Here is an 18,762-nt window from a genome sequence, read left to right as displayed (position 1 = left end):
GTTTTGAGTTTGGTTATTAAAAACTATTATATTGTTCATCAGTTACAGGCTCAAGCCAGTCTACAATTCCCAGTTGAGTATTTGTACTGATGGCAATATGGGTAAATTCGCTTTCTGGAGATGCTCCGTGCCAATGTTTAACTTCGGGTTGAATATTTACCACATCACCTTCCTTTAGCAATTGAATTGGTTTTCCAATTTCCTGATAGTAACCTGTTCCGTGCGTTACAATCAAAATTTGTCCTCCGGGATGTGTGTGCCAATTGTTTCTTGCACCGGGTTCGAAAACGACATTACCAACTGCAGTATTTAAAATTGGGTCGTTTGGCACCAGCATTTTAACCCAGGCTTTTCCCGTAAAGTAATCTGCCGAAGCCAAATCGCCTTTAGGAAAAATTTCATTTAATTGATTTTCTGTAGTTTTCATAATTATTTGTTTTTTACTATCGGGAAAACTAAATCAGCAAAGCAAGAATGTGCTTTAAGAAGTTTTATTTAGTTTGCAGAAAACCGATAAAGGATTAATACTAATTATTTCGACGCAAAATTACTTTAGTAAAGCGAACCCGAGATAACAATAATCAAACAAAAAATTAAGAATATGAAACAATTTACATTCTTAACGATTTCGGAATTGTTCCGGTAAGTCTTTTAAAGTAATTATTAAAATAGCTCGGATATTCAAATCCAAGTGAATAACCGATGTCGGCAATACTCCAATCTGTGTGTTGTAACAAGGCTTTGGCTTCACCAATAATTCGTTCAGTAATATGGGCTGTAGTAGGTTTTCCGGTCACTTCTTTAACCGAACGATTTAAGTGGTTTACATGTACGGCAAGACTTTGAGCATAATCTTGTGGAGTTTTTAAAACAAGTGGCTGATCTTTAGTTTCAACGGGAAATTGTCTTTCCAGCAATTCCAGAAATAAAGAAGTTATTCGTGAAGAAGCATTTTTATGTTTAAAGAAATTTTCTGACGGCTGCATTTTCATCGATTCATGCAAAATCAAATTGATATAATTGCGCATTAAATCATCTTTAAAAACATAATCTGTTTCTTGTTCTTCAATCATTTTTACAAAAAGAGAATCAACAAAAACCTTCTGTTGATCTGATAATGAGAAAATTGGAGTTCCGCCTATTTTAAACAAAGGCGACTCATGAAGACTTTCTGAACGGTCGTTTACCTTTAAAAAATCTTCGGTAAAAACACAGGCGTATCCTTCATAAGTAGGTGAAAGTGTATCCCACGAATATGGAATATGCGGATTTCCAAAAAACAAAATAGTTCCGTCAGTTTCGATTCCCCGATCTGCATAATGAATAAGACTTTTGCTGGTATTAATGCAAATTTTGTAATAATCCCTGCGGTTATAGGTTGGAATTTTACTTACATCACCATTTATCTCATAAACTTTAAACCCTTTTAACTTTAAATCGTTAATTCCGAGTTCTGTTGCCTGACATACGCTTTGCTCTTTCATTTTGCAAAGTTATGAAAATCAAATAAAAATTAATAAGTTTTTTTGTTTCAAGTTTTAAGTTTCAAGTTTTCACTTTGCTCAATAAACCCGACAGGTTTTAAAAACCTGTCGGGTTTTGTTCTTAGTTTGTCCACAAAGATTGAAACTTGGAACCTGAAACAAAACAAACCCTTTTCTTTTTTATCTTTGTTACATGAAAGAAGTACAACCCGTAATAGACTATATATCAAGATACGTTGATTTGACAGACGCTGAAAAAACGCATCTGGCGACTTTTTTGAAGATTACCAAAGTCAAAAAAAGACAGTTTATCGTGCAGCCGGGTTTTGTATGCAAACACAAAAGTTATGTTGTAAAAGGCGCATTTAGAGGTTATTTGGTCGATAATGAAGGAAAAGAACATACACTTTCGTTTGCTATCGAAGATTGGTGGATTTCTGATTACAGCAGTTTGATTTATCAGGAACCTGCAACTTTATTTGTAGAAGCTCTGGAAGATTCTGTTTTAATTCAAATTGAATACGAAGACGAACAGAAGTTTTTGGAGGAAATTCCGAAACTTGAAAAATTCGAACGCATTATTACCCAGCGTTCCTTGGCTTTTCATCAAAAACGACTTTTATCTAATTTTACCAAAACGGCCGAAGAACGCTACGACGAATTCATGAGCAAATATTCGGCAATTGCAAAACGCGTTCCGCAATATGCTTTGGCTTCTTATCTTGGTTTTAGTACCGAATATTTAAGTAAAATTCGCAACAGAAAAACTTCAAAAAGTTAAACCAGTTCAACCTTATTTCCTAAACCAGTTCATTTTTATTCGTTTTATTCTGTCTCAAATTTGCATTGTCAATACCGACAAAATAATTTAATTCAAATAAAAATGAAAAAGACAATTTACCCAAACCATACGAGAATATTTTCATTATTACTATGGTTTTTATTTATCACTTCCAGCATTACGGCACAAAACAAAGACAATAGTAAAGTTGAGATTTTCCATATTCAGAACTATTTTACTGAAGCTTATCTGGTAAAAGGAAATTCAGAAAAACTGATTTTAATTGATACCGGAGTTCCCGTTGCCGGATATCAGGATAGTTTGATAAGTGCTATCAAAAAATTAGGTTTTAAACCCGAAAATATTGCTCTTGCCATTGTTACACACGGACACGGCGATCATGCAGGAAATGCGAGATTTCTGCAGCAAAATTTCAAAACCAAAATTGCCGGAAGCAAAGCCGATTTAAACAAATTTACTTCAGGCAAAACCGAATTATCAAAATCTGAAGATGTGAGCATTTGGGGAACAAGACTTCGCCAGTATTCCGACTTAGATTATCCCGCTTTTACGCCGGATATTATTGTCGAAAATGCCAATATCGATCTTAAAAAATATGGCTTTGATGGAAAAATAATTCCAATAAAAGGCGGACACACTCCGGGAGATTTATTGATTTTGATTGGCGATAATCTTTTTGTTGGAGATGCTTTCGTAGGCACATTTAAAGCGCAAGGCGGAGGTTTAGCACCTGACGGTCATCATGTAAGAGAACATTTTTATCATGAAAACAGACAACTCGCAGATCAAAATTTAAAACTAATCGAGAAAATTGCATTAGATAACAAAGTAAAAACAATTTACCCTACTCACAATGGACCTGTTTCTACTTCTGAATTAACAAAATACATTAAAGAAGAACCATTATTGAGACTTTTATCACAGCAAAATGAATCTTTAAATACCGAAGATTTCAGAATTGTTTCTTCTGATGAAAATACGGCTGTACTAACTTATATCGAAGCAATTAAACTTGAAGGAAAAGAGGCTAAAAATGTTTTTATAACTGAAACTTATTCTAAAGAAAAAGGAAGTTGGAAAATGGTTAAGAAAGAGGTGAATTAGTTTTTTTGTTTCAGGTTTCAGGTTTGCGTAATAAACCCGACAGGTTTTAAAAACCTGTCGGGTTTGATATACGTTACTAATTTACGCTCAGTTTGTCATCTCGACGGAGGAGAGATCACACTAGAAACTCCGCAATCAAAATCGCCAATCTTTGTAGACTTACGCGTGTGATCTCTCCTCCGTCGAGATGACAAAACTATGTGTAAACTTTAGTTTATAGACAAAGTTTGAAACTTGAAACAAAACAAACCTGAAACCTGAAACAAATTTTAAAGGAAATGCAATTTCTCTTCCTCAAGATCTAAATGCAAAATATGCTTGCGCACAATTTCTTCATCAATTCGGTGATCTTTGTTTTTATCTGTAAGCCATTGTCTTTGCAGGTTTAATATTTCTCTGTAAACTTTTTTGGCTTCTTCGGTCATTAAAATATCTTCGTTGTTAGAAACACTTGCATCTTCCCATTTTACAGCGAGTTGCTGCAATACTTTTTCAGTTTCAAGATGTTGGCTGTAGTTTGTTTTTAAATGATTCAGAGCCTGTTGAGAAAGCATTCGTCTTAACTTATTATACATTTCATCATCGGGCATAATAAAATCAGGATCCGGCATATTTAATTTTTTAATAAGCCACGGCAACGTAAGTCCTTGTAAAAGCAATGTGGTCAATATAACAACAAAAGTGATGAAGAGAATCAAATTTCTTTGCGGAAACTCAGCTCCGCCCTGCGCATAAACGGGAATAGATAACGCCGCTGCCAACGATACAACACCTCGCATACCAGACCATCCAATAATTACAATTCCTTTGTAACCCGGATGTCTGGAATCTGCAACTGTTATAAAATTTCGGGCTATCAAAGTCACAATTACAGCCGCATAAGCCGATATTAATCTCGCAATAATCAAAACCAATGTAATCAAAAGACCATAACCAATCGCTGAGGAAAGACTCACATCTCCCAACCCTGAAGTAATTTCGGGTAAGTCAAGACCAATAAACATAAAAATTAATCCGTTGAGGATAAAGCAGAAACTTTCCCAGACATTAACGCCGCGCAATCGCGATGTGCTGCTTAAAAACGAAAGCCGGTTATTCGATAATAATAATCCGCCACTTACAACGGCAAGAACACCAGAACTGTGAATTTCCTCGGCAACGAGATAAATAACATAAGGCGTTACGATAGAAAATACGATATCTATATTGGCATCTGTGGGCAAATATTTATGCAGTTTCATGAAAATAAAACCAATTGCTACGCCAACTCCAACTCCCGCAATTACCATCCATCCAAAACTCGTTACAGCATTATACCAAACAAATTGTCCCGTACCTGCGGTTATTAGCGCAAAGCGAAAAATAATCAGCGATGAAGCGTCATTCAACAAACTTTCACCTTCTAAAATAGAAGACATTCGGCGGGGTACTTTTACAAATTTCATAATGGCGCCCACACTTACAGCATCAGGAGGAGAAACAATTCCGCCAAGCAAAAAACCTAATGCGAGTGAAAATCCCGGTATAAAATAATTCGAAAAAAGTGCAACAGAAAGTGCTGTAAAAAAGACCACCAAAAAGGCAAAACTGGTTATAATGCGTCGCCAGCGCCAGAGTTCTTTCCATGAAATTTTCCAGGACGCTTCATATAATAATGGTGGAAGGAATATGAAAAAAATAAGTTCGGGATCGATACGCAATTTCGGAATTCCGGGAATAAAACTAATCGCCAATCCCGCCAAAACCAATAAAACCGGATAAGCAACTTTTATTTTGTTGCTCGCCATAATCAGGAAAAGGATAACAATGACGATACCGATATAAAACGCGAGATTATCTAACATTTGAGGGTTTTATTAAAAGTAAAAATAATTATTAATCTTTTGAATATCAAGATAGGAAATATTTTTTGGATAAAGTAATTTCAGTTTAGGAGTTTTAGAAATGAGTGTCACCCTGAGCGGAGTCGAAGGCTTTTTACCTGGAGAGGGCTTCGACTCCGCTCAGCCTGACACAAAACATAAATAACTATTTTACAGTAATTGTTCCCGTTTTTAATCCTTTGGCTGTAGCCGATAAAATAACTTCGGCTGCATTTTCATCTTTCTGAATAATGATTTGTGCGTATCCGTTAAATAATTTTCGTTTCCATTGTTCTGCAGGTGTAATTACCTGAATAATTCCCGGATCTGTATTCATAACATCCCAGTCTTTATTTTTTTGCAAAGGCGGCGCAATAATTTGAATTGTGTTTAAACCTTGTTTTAAAACAGCCGCATTCAAAATATATTTTTGATCATCATCTGTACTTGCCGGAATTTTATTTCCGTTCACAAAAACGACTGCGTTTATTCCGATTTTTTTGTAAAAGAAAGTAACTGTGTTTGTTTTAATATTGTTTTTCAAATCAAATTTTCCGCGATACACATATGCAGGAGCTTGATTTTTATAATCTCTGTCTTTAAAAGCTTCTTTCCAGTTATTATCAGCTTCAACAGTAATTTGGTTAGAAATATTAGCCGAAGCTAATTTCTTCTCCTCAAAATTAGTTATAGCTAACAACTCTATGTTATCAATAAATTTATCTCTTTCTAAAGATGTTGGGTTTCCATTTCCTACTCCAAGAATCTTTCCGCCTTTTATAGAAAAAGTCATTTCGTGATTTGCAGTTGGTACATGTGCTCCTTTTTCATCAGTTGTTTCAGCTGTAATAACCACAACATTTGCATTCGAAATGTTTTCTTTATCAACAGAAAGTTTGATGTTTTGAGCATTCTCTGTAGTTTTTTGAATGTCCGAAAGCACCTTTTTTCCATTTTTATAACCAACCGCTTCAAGCGTCCCCGGAATATATTTTACCTTCCATTCTAAATGTCCGTTTTGTTCCATTTTCTTTTTACCAAGACTTTCTTTATTCAGGAAAAGTTCTACTTCATCACAATTAGAATGTACCCAAACATCGATTTCTTTTCCTGTACTCCAGTTCCAATGAGGCATAATGTGCAAAACAGGTTCAGTTCCCCACCACGATTTCAAATAGAAAACATTGTCTTTCGGGAAACCGCAAACATCCATCATCCCAAAATACGAAGTAACCGATGGCCAGCCGTAAGGCGTTGGCTCTCCGCGATAATCAAAACCCGTCCAGATAAACATTCCTGCTAAATATGGTCTTTCAGCATAAAATTTCCAGCCTTCTTCAATACTAAAAAAACTTGGGCGCGGTTTTTTATCGTAAGCGCTTTGGTAATGTTTGGCATCATCTGTAAAATAAACTCCTCGCGTTGCAAAAGTAGAGCCTTCCTCTGTTCCCATTCCCGGCTGTTGTTTAAACTGATTTCTGTGTGCATCAATATCGCCGTTGCCCATGTAATTATATCCCATAATTTCTACAACCGATGAAATTCCGCTTTTAAAACCGCTGCTAATTCCCACCGTTACAGGTCTTGTAGCATCGATACCTTTCGTAAATTCCTGCATCACATTCGTAATACGTTCACCTGTAATATTGCCTTCAATATTCCATTCCTCATTTCCAACCGACCAGCAAAAAATACTCGGATGGTTGCGATCGCGTTTTATCATGCGCTCCAAATCATTCAAATGATAATCATTAATTCCCATCAAACGGGTTTCATCAATAACCAGCATTCCCAGTTTATCGCAGGCTTCAAGAAGTTCCTGCGTTGGCGGATGATGCGAACAGCGATACGCATTCGAACCCATTTCTTTCAGTTTTTTAATTCTGAAATACTGCAATTCATCCGGCAAAGCCGTTCCAATTCCTGCATGATCCTGATGGTTATTTGTTCCTTTTAGTTTTACCGATTTTCCGTTAAGGAAAAAACCTTTCTCGGCATCAAACTTTATGGTTCTAATCCCGAACGAAGTTTCATAACGGTCTATAATTTTTCCTTCCTGCTTAATTTCAGTTATTAAACGATATAAATTCGGATTTTCAATATCCCATAATAATGGATTATTAACCGTTAATTTTGAAGTGTAATTTGTTGTTTGATAAAAATTTGGAGCAGTTCCGTTTTCAGAAACCGTTGTAATTTGTTTTCCCTGAGCATCCAAAATCGTCTGAATAATTTCGATTGCTCCTTTATAATTTCCTTTGTTTTCGATAGTAACTTCGGCTGAAACTTCTGCCTTATTTTCTTTTATTTCAGAAGTCACATAAGTTCCGTTTTGCGCCACATGAAGCGGATTCGTTTTTTTCAAATAAACATGTCTGTAAATTCCAGCGCCTTCGTAAAACCAGCCTTCTTCCATTGAGGCATCAACACGCACGACAATCGTATTTTCTCCACCGTAATTCACATACGCCGTTACATCATATTCAAAACTGTTGTATCCGCTCTCTTCTGTTCCAAGGAAATAGCCGTTAAAAAACACTTTCGAATTTCTAAAAACGCCGTCAAATTTTAGCGAAATAATTTTGCTTTTATCACTTTCCGGAATACTGATTTTTTTTCGGTACCAGCCAATGCTTTTTTCAGGAAAACCTTTTCCTGCAGTTTTAAAACCATGACTAAAACTCGCTTTTTCGCTAAAGGATTGTTCAACCGCCCAATCGTGCGGAAGATCTAGTTTTCTCCATGCTCTGTCATCAAAATTGCTGGATGCAGGACCATCTCCAAATCCCGTTTTGGTTAAGTAGGAAAAATATCCCGTTGCATGACCAAAATCTTTTCCGGTATCAAATAAATGTCCAAATGAAAATCGCCAATCTTTATCGATCAGGGTCAAATCTCTTTCTGATTTATTTTGTGCCGAAGCAGAATAAGAAATCAAGAAAATAAAACAGAACAGAATTCCTTTTGGAAAAATAGCTTTCATAAAAACGTGGTTAACGGATAATGGTTGTAAAATAGCGATAAAAATATTGTTTTTAATTTGATTAAAATAATAGTATTTTATCAAATCATAATTTATTGTTCTTAAATAAGACTGAAAATTAGGTGTTAAAAAATTTAGAATGATTCTATTAGGGTTCTTTTGGCAGTTCTTGTTCTTTTGGCGTAATTTTATATTGAAATTCAACTAAAAAAGTAGTACCATGAGTGTTATTAAAGATGAAGATACGCTTCTTAGCACTATTAAGCGTATAGATCAGGAAATTGACAAACTAAATGATCAAAAAATAGTTGCTTTTTTTGATCATCTTGGCTTGAGCGAAAGGGACGATGTGCCAAAGAATTTTCTGGATTTTGAAACCATTCTTATCGTTGTGCCAAACCGACATATTTCGCATGAATTAAAATATTTTAAATATTCAATCGCAAGACTTTCTTTCGTTACCAATCCGTATGCGAAAAATATTCACGTTTATGATTTTAAAGAATGGGATAGCGTGACCCGAAATAAAACACAATTTCAGGTAAGAGAAATGCTAAAAACCAATTTTGGAGGCGTAAGAACTATTATTGATGGGTTAAATTAATCTATTTAAATAAAATGAAGTGGATTACAAGAGAAAGGCCAAAGATTGACAGAATTGCTTGTCCATGGCTGATTCAAAAATTTGTTGATCCTGAAGCTGATTTTTTTTATGTTCCTTTTAATGAAGTCATTACCAAAGCAAAAGAATTAAACGCAATTCCTTTTGATATTCCTGATGTAGAATTTACGCATTATAATGAAGAATGTACTTTTGATTACATCATTAAGAAATATCAAATTAAAGATCCTGCGGTTTTAATTATGGCAAAAATTGTTCGTGGCGCGGATACAGACCGACATGAAATTGCAAAAGAATCATCTGGCCTTTGGGCAATTTCGGCCGGACTTTCTCATAATATCACAGACGATTTAGAATTGCTAAAAAACGGAATGATTCTCTACGATGCGCTTTACAGTTGGGCTACGCATCTTTACAAACAAAATCATCTGCAAAATAGCCCTTTTGAAAATTTGCTTCATGAAGTCTATAATAAATTTTTAAGCGAAAAAAAAGCAGGTAAAAAAACGCCTTCCTGGGTTAAAGATTTAAAAGAAATAATTCAGGATCAAATCGACGCACAATTTACTTTCGATCTTAAAAAAATATCAAATGATTTAGAACTCAATCCTTCTTATTTATCACGGGAGTTTTCTAAATACTTTGAAGATTTAAATTTTGGTAAATATGTTCGAAAATTAAGAATCGAAAAAGCCATAAATCTTATTCAGAATTCAACTTACACGCTTACTGAAATCGCTTACATGACAGGCTTTTCAGATCAAAGCCATTTTACGAGAATATTCAAATTACATACAGGGAAAAATCCTTCTTCGTATAGAAAAAATGCACTGAAAAGTAATTCTGATGGAAAAAGTAAATAGCTCGTACTTATCTTTTTATTTCAAAAATACTGATAAACTTTTTTTCTAACTTTTGTCTCTTCCGCTCTTCATACCATCTCGAATAGAAAGCCAAAAAAAGTAAAAACAAATTCACAATGGTAGACGCTCGTCTTAGTCCTCTTGCGAAAAAGAGAAAAAATATATTAATGGCCACAATCAAAATTATTGGAGAATAGTGTGACCAAAATTGCTGGTATTTATTGCCCGATTCAACAATATAATCTACTTCTACTCCATTATTACCATTCTTGTAGTTTCCTTTCACAATAAAAAAAGTTGATGATTTTAATGAATTTATAGTTAAACTAAAACTGTTGTCATCAAAAAATCCATAAAAAGGCTTTACTGCACCAGATAAAGCAAAAACTCTAACCTGCCCCAATGCTGCTTTTGGAGAACCAATTTCTGTATTATCGGTCAATCTTCTACGAAATTCAGACAAACTGAGGTTTGATTGCATAAATTGATTTGTTTCAGGTTTTGTTTTGTATTAAGTTTCAACAAGAATCTTTGTCAAAGTTTTAAACTTTGACAAAGATCGGCAATTCATTCAAAATAAGTTTTTCTCCGTAAAGCGATTAAACCCGACAGGTTTTATCCCGAGGCTTCGGGACTGTCGGGTTTAACGTTTATCCGCTTTGTGTAAACTTTAGTATATAGACAAAGTTTCGCAATCCAAAACCTGAAACTTGAAACCTGAAACAAAAAAACTCTATTGTCCTAATATACTCTTCACCATTTCATTCAAAGCATTTCCATGAATATTTTTGGCGACGATAATTCCGTTTTTGTCAATTAAAAAATTTAGCGGAACAGATTGCAGCATATAATCGCCGACAACTGGTGAAGTCCAGTATTTTAAATCGCTTACTTGAGTCCATGGTAATTTTTGTTTGGCAATTGCAGCCAGCCAAAGTGGTTTTTTAGTATCCATCGAAACGCTGTAAATCGAAAATTTTCCCTGATAAGTATTGTATAATTTTATAAGTTCAGGATGTTCTTTCGTACAAGGCCCGCACCATGATGCCCAGAAATCAACCAAAACCAAATCTCCCCTTAAAGAAGAAAGTACAACGTTGTTTCCTTTTGGATCCGGAAGATCTATTTCTGGTGCAATATCTCCAACATCAGTTCCAATAACCTGAGCTTTCGAACTTGTTAATACACAGAATAATAATCCTAAAATAAGTAAAGTTTTTTTCATAATCGATTAAGTTATTTATTGGGGTTCGTTTCAATTCTTACAAAGTCGCATCGTTTTTTTATGCTTCAAATAAATGCTTAAAAGATTTTTTCACGCAGATTCAGCTGATTAGGGCAGATTTAATTTAAAAAAATATAAATACTATCTGCTTAAATCTTTTTAAATCTGCGTGAAACTAACTTCGCGACTTTGCAATATTAATCCACAAAACAAATATAAACTTTCTCCTCTCCTTCTTAAAATTATCCTAAAAAAAAATCTTTAAATTGGTATATCGGGAAAAGTCGATATATTTGCACCATGGAAAATATAGAAATCTTTAAAGCATTATCTAATAAGTCCAGATTGCAAATGCTGGAATGGTTAAAAGAACCCGAAATAAACTTTCCGGATCAGCTTCAGCACGCCGGATTTGAACACGGCGTTTGTGTGGGACAAATTCAGGCCAAAGCGGGCTTGACGCAATCAACAGTTTCAGAATACCTGTCTATTTTACAACGCGCCGGATTCATAGAATCCAAACGCGTAGGACAATGGACTTACTATAAACGCAACGAAGGTGCCTTTGAAGCACTCAGTAAATTAATTCAATCTAATTTGTAAATTACTATGAGTACAAACAACCTGTTTTCTCCATTTAACTTAAAAACGTTAAATCTTAAAAACCGAATCGTAATGGCGCCAATGACGCGCTCATTTTCTCCAAACGGAATTCCAACTGATGAAGTAGCCGCTTATTATCAAAAAAGAGCTGAAGGTGAAGTTGGTCTAATATTATCTGAAGGAACTGTAATCGACAGACCTTCATCATCTAACGACGGAAATGTTCCTCATTTTTATGGTGAAGCTTTAAACGGATGGGAAAAAGTAATTAAAGAAGTTCACGCTGCAGGTGGTGCAATGGGACCACAAATCTGGCATATGGGAATTATGGATAATCACCATTCAGGCTGGGTTCCTCCAGTTCCTTTTGAAGGTCCATCTGGGTTAAACCGACCAGATTTCAGCAACGGAAACACAATGACTGAGAAAGATATTGAAGATACTATTATTGCTTTCGGAAAAGCTGCCGCTGATGCCAAAAGATTAGGTTTTGATACCATTGAAATTCACGGTGCTCACGGTTATTTAATCGATCAGTTTTTTAGAGCTGAAACTAATTTACGTACTGATATTTATGGTGGAAAAACTTTGCCGGAACGTAATCGTTTTGCAATCGAAATAGTAAAAGAAATCAGAAAACAAGTTGGAAATGACTTCGCTGTTATCATGCGTTTTTCTCAATTTAAACCTTCTGATTATAATTATAAACTAGCTAAAAATCCACAGGAATTAGAAGCGTGGCTTAATCCTCTTGTTGATGCCGGAGTAGATATTTTACACTGTTCTCAACGTCGTTTCTGGGAACCTGAATTCGAAGATTCTGATTTGAATTTTGCTGGATGGGCTAAAAAAGTAACAGGCGCACCAACAATTACTGTAGGTTCTGTTGGACTTTCTGGTGATTTCTTCGGTGCTTTTGCAGGAGAAAGTTCTGAGCCAACTTCTTTGGAAGAATTAAACAGACGTTTCGACCGTGGCGATTTTGATTTAGTTGCTGTGGGAAGACCATTATTATCTGATCCTAATTGGGTTGCCAAAATCAAAGCCGGAAAAACAGATCAATTGAAAGGTTTTAGTAAAGAAGCTTTAGGAGCATTGGTTCTTGAATAAGTTTTTTTTTAAAGGTTCAAAGATGCAAAGGTTCAAAGGGACAAAGTTTTCCTTTGAACCTTTGTTGTTTTTTACATTTACAATTGTAGACATGCATAATCGTAGAGACGCACAGCAGTGTGTCTACACAATGCATATCCACAAAGAAAATAGACAAAAAGGGATGAAACGTTTTTATATGTTTCATCCCTTTTTTTAATCATCATCTTCATCATTTACATTCTTTGTCGATATCCTGTGCGTAGATGCACTACTGTGCATCTCTACGATTTGGAATGTGTAAAATTTGATGTTTACTCTATTACCTTTGAGCCTTTGAGCCTTTGAGCCTTTGAACCTTTGAGCCTCTGAACCTTTGTTACTTTGAACCTTTGCTCCTTCTAAGAAGCCAATTCCTAACTGGTTCATCATATAATTTTAAACATAAATACGCCATTACAATACTGGCAATCAAAACTCCGATTCCTACTGCATAACCATCTGCAATTGAAACTTTATTATCTACAACCCAAGCCGTAAACCAATAAATTAGAGGATAATGTGTAATATAAATTGGATATGAAATATCTCCTAAAAGCTTGCATATTTTAGTCGAAAACGCACTTTTAATTTCTCCGCCCGCACCAATCGCAACAATAAGAGGAAAAACTAAAATGATACAGATAGATTCATATAAACCGTTCATCCATAAACTATTTTCGTCACCAAATCTTGGTAGGGCAAGCACAATTGTGATTAAAATACTGCAAACCCAGAAAGCGCCTTTTATATGAATTAATTTCCCTAAACGGGAAAGCAAAACTCCGGCAAAAAACGGATACAATAAACGGGTGAAACCAACATTCATTTGTTCCAGATTTAACGACCATCCGCCAATAACATCGCCTTTTGGACCAAAAACGGTATAATTAATAAGTAATCCGGCAAATATCAGCACAAAAAAGCCCAAAACTTTATTGGAGAACTTACGGAAGATTAAAGCGTACAAAATATTCGCAATATATTCGAAGAATAATGACCATGCAGGTCCATTTAACGGGTGCATTTCTCCCCAGCCTCTGATTTCTAATGATGGCGGAATTGGTAATAATGTAAACCCAATAACCATGGTCAGAATCACTTTCCAGGCTTCCATTCCGGCAATCATCGGAAACAAAATATCCGATGCCTGAAAATAATAGAAAATGGCTCCAATGATCATTCCCATAATTACCATGGGCTGTAAACGTATTAAACGGCGTTTGTAAAATTCCCATTGCGTCATTCTCGCCCAGCGATCGTCATACGCATAAGCGACAACAAATCCTGATAAGAGGAAAAAGAAATCAACGGCAAGATAACCGTGATTGATAATTTGTATAAAACGATTTCCACCGCCAAAGGCTTCAAAAATATGGAAAGCAACGACTAAAATAGCCGCTACTCCACGTAAACCGTCCAGGATTTCGTAATGCTTTTTTGGTTGAATTTCAATAGAAGTTGAACTCATAAAATGGTTAATTGTTAATGGTTGATGGTTAGTTTTTTTTTATTGGTAATTTAACGCAAAGATCTCAATGAAAATTTTTGAAAACTTGTAAAAAGTTCGCAAAGCTACACAATTATCTAATTTTCAAATTATCTCAATTATATAATTAATTTTAAAACAATAAAGTTTTTATTTTTTTGAACCATTAAGATATTAAGTTAATTAAGCTTGTTGAACTTAATTTTTTTAGTTCTTTAACTACAACGCTTAATTAACTTAATATCTTAATGGTAAAAATTATTTTAACGTAAAATAATTCTAAAAGCAAAGCCGCAATTTTTTACAATTGCAGCTTTACAACCAACCAATTTAGAAATAATGAAACTATTGAAGTGAGAATCCCACTTTAGATTTTATATCTGTTGAAGATGCACCAACGATTGCTTCAAAAGCGCCCGGTTCTGCAACCCAGTCGTGTTTTTTATCATCAAAAAAGCTCAAAGCTGTTTTATCAACTGTAAATGTCACTGTTTTTTCTTCTCCCGCTTTAAGCGAAATTTTCTCAAACCCTTTTAATTCCTTAATCGGACGAACCAATGAAGATTTTAAATCACTGATATAAAGCTGAACAACTTCTGAACCTTCACGAGTTCCTGTATTTTTTACTTTTACAGAAAACGTAATTTTACCATCAACAGAAACTTGTTTTTTATCCGCTGTCACTTTTCCGTATTCAAAAGTCGTGTAACTTAATCCGTGACCAAAAGAAAATAATGGTTTTGCTTTTTGTTTATCGGCATAACGATATCCAACAAAAATGCTTTCATTGTATTTAACTTCATCGCCACCTGGGAATTCTCCCAAAGCGTGTGCACCATTGTCAGACAATTTTACAGGGAAAGTAAAAGTTAATTTTCCAGATGGATTTACATCTCCAACTAAAACGGCTGCCAAAGCATTTCCTGCTTCTGTACCTAAAAACCAGCCTTGTACAATTCCCGGAACTTCTTTTACCCACGGCATTGCCACAGCATTTCCTGAAATATTTACAAAAACTATATTTTTATTTACTTTCGCCAACTCGCTGATTAATTTATCCTGACCATACGAAAGTTCTAATCCTTTACGGTCGTGGCCTTCTGCATCCTGATTGTCGCTTTTGTTTAAACCTCCAATAAAAAGCACAATATCAGCATCTTTAGCTACTTTTAAAGCTTCTGCGGTTAGTTCAGCAACAGAACGTTTGTCTTCTAAACTTACTTTTGCGATAACGCCGTTATAATTACTTGTCGGATCTCCCACATAACCACGAGCGTATACGATTTCAGCCTGATTACCTATTCTTTTCTTTAATCCTTCAAGTGGTGTGATTTCATATCTTGCTTTTAATGAAGAACTTCCTCCACCAACAGTCATCATTTTAATGGCATTTTCACCAATTACAGCGATTTTTTTAGTTTTAGAAAGATTGATTGGCAAAATATTATTGTTGTTTTGAAGCAAAACAATTCCTTCTTCAGCAATTTTCAAACCTGCTTTTGCATGTTCTTCTGTTCCGAAAGACCCGAAAGGTCTGTTTTTATTCATCGTTGTAAGGAAAGATAAACGTAAAATACGGCTTACTTTCTCGTCTAATTCTTTCGTTCCTACTTCGCCTCTGGCAATCATAATCGAATATGGTTTTGCCAAAAAGTAGTTGTCATAAGCATTGCTTGTTCCCCATGAAAGTCCGTTTGTCCAGGAGCCAAATTCCATATCCAAACCGTTATGAATCGCTTGTTTGGTATCATTAACGCCACCCCAATCTGAAACTACAACTCCTTTGAAACCCCATTCTCCACGAAGAATATCGTTTAACAAAAATTCGTTGTGGCAACATTGCTGTCCTTTATATTTATTGTAGGATCCCATAATTGCCCAAGCATCGCCTTCTTGTACTGCAGCTTTAAAAGCCGGAAGATAAATTTCGTATAACGCTCTGTCATCCACAATTACGTTTACTGAGTTACGATTGGTTTCCTGATTGTTTAAGGCAAAATGTTTTACACAAGCCGCAACTCCGTTTGACTGAACTCCTTTAATATAAGGAACCACCATTTTTGAAGTCAGGAAAGGATCTTCACCCATATATTCGAAATTACGACCGTTCAATGGTGTTCTGTAAATATTAACTCCGGGTCCTAATAGTACATTTTTGTTACGGTAACGTGCTTCTTCACCAATTGATTTTCCGTATAAAGAAGCCATTTCTTTGTTCCAGGTTGCAGAAAGCGCTGTAAGAGCAGGAAATGCAATGCAAGAGTCGTTTGTCCAGCCTGCCTGATCCCATTCGTCCCATTTAACTTCGGTACGAATTCCGTGTGGTCCGTCGGTCATCCAGTTTTCCGGAATTCCCAAACGAGGAACACCCGGCGAACTAAATTTAGATTGTGCGTGAATCATGGCAATTTTTTCGTCGGTTGTCATTTTTGAAAGTGCATCTGCGACACGCTCTTCAATCGACTTTTTATCATCAAGATAAACCGGAACTTTGTTTTGGGCATTTATCCCAATCGAAGCCAACAAAAGTAAAACAACAATTGTTTTAACGTTTTTAAACATAACTATAATTTATTAAAGCATTAATTTATATATAAGATAGCTTTGTGTCAAAAGTACCCTATAATAATATTGTAAAGCTAAAACGTTATAGTATGCATGAGATTTTTAAACGAAAAAAAGTAGTGAAATAAAAATTTAAAATATTGATTTACAAATATTTAATAAATTTTAAAGCCCAAAAAAAGTAGTGGTTTTAAAACAAAACGTTACACTTTCAGCGAAATTAAACCTATTTTCATGACCATTTCTTCAAAATCATTTCGCGAAACTGCGGCTTTATTTCGAGCTCTGGTTCTATAGTTGTAAATTGTGCTTAAAGAGTAACGAAGAAAGGCAGCAATTTTTACGCTGTCTGTAATTCCAAGTCGGATTAAAGCAAAAATTCTAAGTTCAGTATTTAGCAATTCGCCTTGTTTCAAAACGATTTGTTCTTCTTTAATCAGCAATTCGTTAAAGTCTTTCACGAAAGTGGGATATAAATTCAGAAATATAATATCGAAGTTTTTATATAATTCTTCCAATTCATTATCTACCAAAGTGGTTGATTTTAGTATTTTATAAATTTCATCAAACTGTTTTGCCGTCGCTTTTTTGTTTAGAATAATGCGATAGTTTTCTAATTTATTGATGTAAGCCGAACAAAGATTGAAAAAATGCGCTATATATTCTTCCTTAACATGATTAGATTCTGATAATTGCGAATTACGTTCCTGCAACTGATTGTTGGTTTCGGTAATATCTTTGTTTAACTCGGCTAGTTTTTGACTTGTTTCGTATAATTCTCCACGGATTTTCGAAACTTTTTTCATTTGTTTGTAAACGTAAATAACCGCTACAATCAAGAATACAGAAAGTAAACTAATGCATAAAAGATACAATTGCAATTCTGTTTTTCTTTTGGCTTCTTTTTCTAAATAAACCGTATTGATGATCGAATACACTTCTGACATTAAAAGTGTTCGGAATTGTACATTGCAATACAACGCGTCTTCAATGGCCGATTGCGTGAGCTTGTACGCCATATCGACATCCCCAACTTCATAAAAAACCAAGGCCAGTTCCTGAAGCGATGCATTGTCTTTATTGGCATTTTTAATATCTGCAGTGGCAGAAAGTGCGTAGTATTTTTTTCGTAATTCTAATTGATGTGTTCCCTCATAAATACTTCCTAAAAGATAAGTAATCATGGCATATTGCGGATTATCTTCTTTGGTATTTTTCAATAAATCCAGTAATTGTTTTTGCGAAATGTCTGTTTTTTCCTCAGACATTCGCTGCTGAATTTTATTGATTTGATAGTTTAAAGTACTGGGATCTAAAACCATTAGCAATGAATCACGGTATTTTCGTATTTGCTCAATGTATTTTATATCGTAACTATTGGCGGCATAATGCTCAAAAAATTCGCGATACGCCACATAATAATTAGGAAGCAATGTTTTTGATAATGTTTTTTTGTTGATGCTTTTTAAAATGGCTTCAGATTCGCGGTATTTTCCCGAAGAAGAGAAAAGTGTAACCAATTGAATGTTGGCCAAATCTGAAAGTTCTTTATTTTGAAGCTCTTCGGCAATTTTCAGGTTCTTTTTTACATAAAAAATAGCCGAATCTGAATTGAATTTTTGGTATTCTGTATATAAAGTTTTGTTGTAATTGTATTCCTGTTCCTTGCTTAAATCTGCCGATTTGATTTTTTTGAAATTCAAAATGCGCTCTTCTTTAAGCTCCACATATCGCTGTTTGTTTTTTAGCGCGTCGTTTAGTTTCTTCAAAATAGTATCTGTACTATCCGATGAATAAACAGGATTTCCTAAAAGAACGAACAAACAAAACAACAGATAATTTTTCAAACCAATTAAGATATAATGAGACTTACAAATATAAGAAAGTGTGCAAACAAAAATGAATTATTTAGTAAGTCGTAAAATTTGAATTTAGTAACAAAAAATCGAATAAAAACGTTTTATAAAAAGTCATTTTTAAATAATACCAACTAATGTTTTCCTAATTTTGTTTTAAACTGAATTTCTACACT

At 34.7% G+C, this 18,762-nt stretch carries 15 protein-coding genes; 6 read left to right on the top strand and 9 right to left on the bottom strand.

The window, feature by feature from the left end:
* Positions 1 to 16: 16 nt before the first annotated feature.
* Positions 17 to 427 carry a (R)-mandelonitrile lyase gene (locus BUE22_RS03895; RefSeq protein WP_073393797.1) on the bottom strand — a complete coding sequence of 137 codons (411 nt, stop codon included), beginning with the start codon at positions 425 to 427 and terminating at the stop codon, positions 17 to 19.
* A gap of 184 nt (positions 428 to 611) precedes the next feature.
* Positions 612 to 1,484: a helix-turn-helix domain-containing protein gene (locus BUE22_RS03890; RefSeq protein ID WP_073393796.1), complete on the bottom strand. Its 873-nt coding sequence runs from the start codon at positions 1,482 to 1,484 to the stop codon at positions 612 to 614.
* 193 nt (positions 1,485 to 1,677) lie between these two features.
* On the opposite strand from BUE22_RS03890, the gene BUE22_RS03885 reads away from it, so the two are divergent.
* Together BUE22_RS03885 and BUE22_RS03880 are read left to right on the top strand one after the other, a co-directional pair.
* On the top strand, positions 1,678 to 2,265 hold the full coding sequence (locus BUE22_RS03885) for a Crp/Fnr family transcriptional regulator (RefSeq protein WP_073393795.1): 588 nt from the start codon (positions 1,678 to 1,680) through the stop codon (positions 2,263 to 2,265).
* A gap of 102 nt (positions 2,266 to 2,367) precedes the next feature.
* Complete coding sequence (locus BUE22_RS03880; RefSeq protein WP_073393794.1) at positions 2,368 to 3,390, top strand: MBL fold metallo-hydrolase; 1,023 nt, start codon at positions 2,368 to 2,370, stop codon at positions 3,388 to 3,390.
* Between the two features lie 269 nt (positions 3,391 to 3,659).
* On the opposite strand, the gene BUE22_RS03875 is transcribed toward BUE22_RS03880, so the two are convergent.
* Positions 3,660 to 5,234 (bottom strand): Na+/H+ antiporter, encoded by a 1,575-nt coding sequence (locus BUE22_RS03875; RefSeq protein WP_073393793.1) that lies wholly within the window; start codon positions 5,232 to 5,234, stop codon positions 3,660 to 3,662.
* Between the two features lie 184 nt (positions 5,235 to 5,418).
* Positions 5,419 to 8,235, bottom strand: a complete 2,817-nt coding sequence (gene galA / locus BUE22_RS03870; RefSeq protein WP_073393792.1) for a beta-galactosidase GalA — start codon at positions 8,233 to 8,235, stop codon at positions 5,419 to 5,421.
* A 220-nt stretch (positions 8,236 to 8,455) separates the two neighbouring features.
* On the opposite strand from galA, the gene BUE22_RS03865 reads away from it, so the two are divergent.
* Entirely contained in the window at positions 8,456 to 8,839 is a 384-nt protein-coding gene (locus tag BUE22_RS03865) for a hypothetical protein (RefSeq protein WP_073393791.1), read from the top strand.
* A 14-nt stretch (positions 8,840 to 8,853) separates the two neighbouring features.
* Positions 8,854 to 9,720 carry a chromate resistance protein ChrB domain-containing protein gene (locus BUE22_RS03860; RefSeq protein ID WP_073393790.1) on the top strand — a complete coding sequence of 289 codons (867 nt, stop codon included), beginning with the start codon at positions 8,854 to 8,856 and terminating at the stop codon, positions 9,718 to 9,720.
* Positions 9,721 to 9,727: 7 nt separating this feature from the next.
* Here the strand turns inward: BUE22_RS03860 and BUE22_RS03855 are convergent, their stop codons facing one another.
* Entirely contained in the window at positions 9,728 to 10,201 is a 474-nt protein-coding gene (locus BUE22_RS03855; RefSeq protein WP_124020503.1) for a hypothetical protein, read from the bottom strand.
* A gap of 252 nt (positions 10,202 to 10,453) precedes the next feature.
* Positions 10,454 to 10,945, bottom strand: a complete 492-nt coding sequence (locus BUE22_RS03850; protein WP_073393788.1) for a TlpA family protein disulfide reductase — start codon at positions 10,943 to 10,945, stop codon at positions 10,454 to 10,456.
* Positions 10,946 to 11,245: 300 nt separating this feature from the next.
* Between BUE22_RS03850 and BUE22_RS03845 the strand changes: the two genes are divergently transcribed.
* Together BUE22_RS03845 and BUE22_RS03840 are read left to right on the top strand one after the other, a co-directional pair.
* The gene (locus tag BUE22_RS03845) at positions 11,246 to 11,548 is read left to right on the top strand and encodes an ArsR/SmtB family transcription factor (protein WP_041518777.1); all 303 of its coding nucleotides are present in this window, start codon (positions 11,246 to 11,248) and stop codon (positions 11,546 to 11,548) included.
* Between the two features lie 6 nt (positions 11,549 to 11,554).
* Positions 11,555 to 12,658, top strand: a complete 1,104-nt coding sequence (locus tag BUE22_RS03840; protein WP_073393787.1) for an NADH:flavin oxidoreductase — start codon at positions 11,555 to 11,557, stop codon at positions 12,656 to 12,658.
* Positions 12,659 to 13,016: 358 nt separating this feature from the next.
* On the opposite strand, the gene BUE22_RS03825 is transcribed toward BUE22_RS03840, so the two are convergent.
* From BUE22_RS03825 to BUE22_RS03815, 3 genes are all read right to left on the bottom strand, one after another.
* A complete protein-coding gene (locus tag BUE22_RS03825) occupies positions 13,017 to 14,147 on the bottom strand; it encodes an acyltransferase family protein (RefSeq protein ID WP_073393784.1) in 1,131 nt (376 codons plus the stop codon).
* 363 nt (positions 14,148 to 14,510) lie between these two features.
* Complete coding sequence (locus BUE22_RS03820) at positions 14,511 to 16,727, bottom strand: glycoside hydrolase family 3 C-terminal domain-containing protein (RefSeq protein WP_073393783.1); 2,217 nt, start codon at positions 16,725 to 16,727, stop codon at positions 14,511 to 14,513.
* A 206-nt stretch (positions 16,728 to 16,933) separates the two neighbouring features.
* A complete protein-coding gene (locus BUE22_RS03815; RefSeq protein ID WP_073393782.1) occupies positions 16,934 to 18,577 on the bottom strand; it encodes a DUF6377 domain-containing protein in 1,644 nt (547 codons plus the stop codon).
* Between the last annotated feature and the right edge of the window lie 185 nt (positions 18,578 to 18,762).

Origin of the sequence: Flavobacterium pectinovorum (genome assembly GCF_900142715.1) — a bacterium.
Classification (GTDB): Bacteria; Bacteroidota; Bacteroidia; order Flavobacteriales; family Flavobacteriaceae; genus Flavobacterium; species Flavobacterium pectinovorum.
Note: the sequence above shows the minus strand (reverse complement) of the source record. Positions and strands in the feature narration are given on the sequence as shown.

Excerpts from the sequence above, each read along its gene's own strand:
- BUE22_RS03865 (WP_073393791.1), top strand. The coding sequence starts at position 8,456 with ATGAGTGTTATTAAAGATGAAGATACGCTTCTTAGCACTATTAAGCGT.
- BUE22_RS03840 (WP_073393787.1), top strand. The coding sequence starts at position 11,555 with ATGAGTACAAACAACCTGTTTTCTCCATTTAACTTAAAAACGTTAAAT.
- BUE22_RS03890 (WP_073393796.1), bottom strand. The coding sequence starts at position 1,484 with ATGAAAGAGCAAAGCGTATGTCAGGCAACAGAACTCGGAATTAACGAT.
- BUE22_RS03845 (WP_041518777.1), top strand. The coding sequence starts at position 11,246 with ATGGAAAATATAGAAATCTTTAAAGCATTATCTAATAAGTCCAGATTG.
- BUE22_RS03855 (WP_124020503.1), bottom strand. The coding sequence starts at position 10,201 with ATGCAATCAAACCTCAGTTTGTCTGAATTTCGTAGAAGATTGACCGAT.
- BUE22_RS03850 (WP_073393788.1), bottom strand. The coding sequence starts at position 10,945 with ATGAAAAAAACTTTACTTATTTTAGGATTATTATTCTGTGTATTAACA.
- BUE22_RS03820 (WP_073393783.1), bottom strand. The coding sequence starts at position 16,727 with ATGTTTAAAAACGTTAAAACAATTGTTGTTTTACTTTTGTTGGCTTCG.
- BUE22_RS03825 (WP_073393784.1), bottom strand. The coding sequence starts at position 14,147 with ATGAGTTCAACTTCTATTGAAATTCAACCAAAAAAGCATTACGAAATC.
- galA (WP_073393792.1), bottom strand. The coding sequence starts at position 8,235 with ATGAAAGCTATTTTTCCAAAAGGAATTCTGTTCTGTTTTATTTTCTTG.
- BUE22_RS03880 (WP_073393794.1), top strand. The coding sequence starts at position 2,368 with ATGAAAAAGACAATTTACCCAAACCATACGAGAATATTTTCATTATTA.
- BUE22_RS03885 (WP_073393795.1), top strand. The coding sequence starts at position 1,678 with ATGAAAGAAGTACAACCCGTAATAGACTATATATCAAGATACGTTGAT.
- BUE22_RS03895 (WP_073393797.1), bottom strand. The coding sequence starts at position 427 with ATGAAAACTACAGAAAATCAATTAAATGAAATTTTTCCTAAAGGCGAT.
- BUE22_RS03875 (WP_073393793.1), bottom strand. The coding sequence starts at position 5,234 with ATGTTAGATAATCTCGCGTTTTATATCGGTATCGTCATTGTTATCCTT.
- BUE22_RS03860 (WP_073393790.1), top strand. The coding sequence starts at position 8,854 with ATGAAGTGGATTACAAGAGAAAGGCCAAAGATTGACAGAATTGCTTGT.